Source organism: Aquirufa sp. A-Brett2-15D (genome assembly GCF_054558735.1).
The window spans coordinates 1-281 of sequence record NZ_JBSKFT010000021.1 but is presented as its reverse complement, the minus strand read 5'-3'; the positions used below and the strand labels follow the sequence as shown (position 1 = coordinate 281).

The 281-nt window shown below is 39.9% G+C and carries 1 protein-coding gene; it reads left to right on the top strand.

Annotated elements, in window-relative coordinates:
* Positions 1 to 281: hypothetical protein (locus ACST14_RS10975; protein WP_459463482.1), on the top strand; the 281-nt coding region annotated here is incomplete at both ends.

The window sequence follows — 281 nt, the reverse complement described above, 5'->3', positions numbered from 1 at the left end:
TAAATGCAAACACAGCTAGCATAACTTCTAATACCAATTCGATTGCAGGACTCGATACACGAGTGAGTTCCAATACAAGTAGCATTACTGCTGAGATAACAAGAGCAACTGCCGCAGAATTAGCATTGACTAACGGAGTAAATGCAAACACAGTTAGCATAACTTCTAATACCAATTCGATTGCAGGACTCGATACACGAGTGAGTTCCAATACGAGTAGCATTACTGCTGAGATAACAAGAGCAACTGCTGCAGAATTAGCATTAACGAATGGAGTAAAT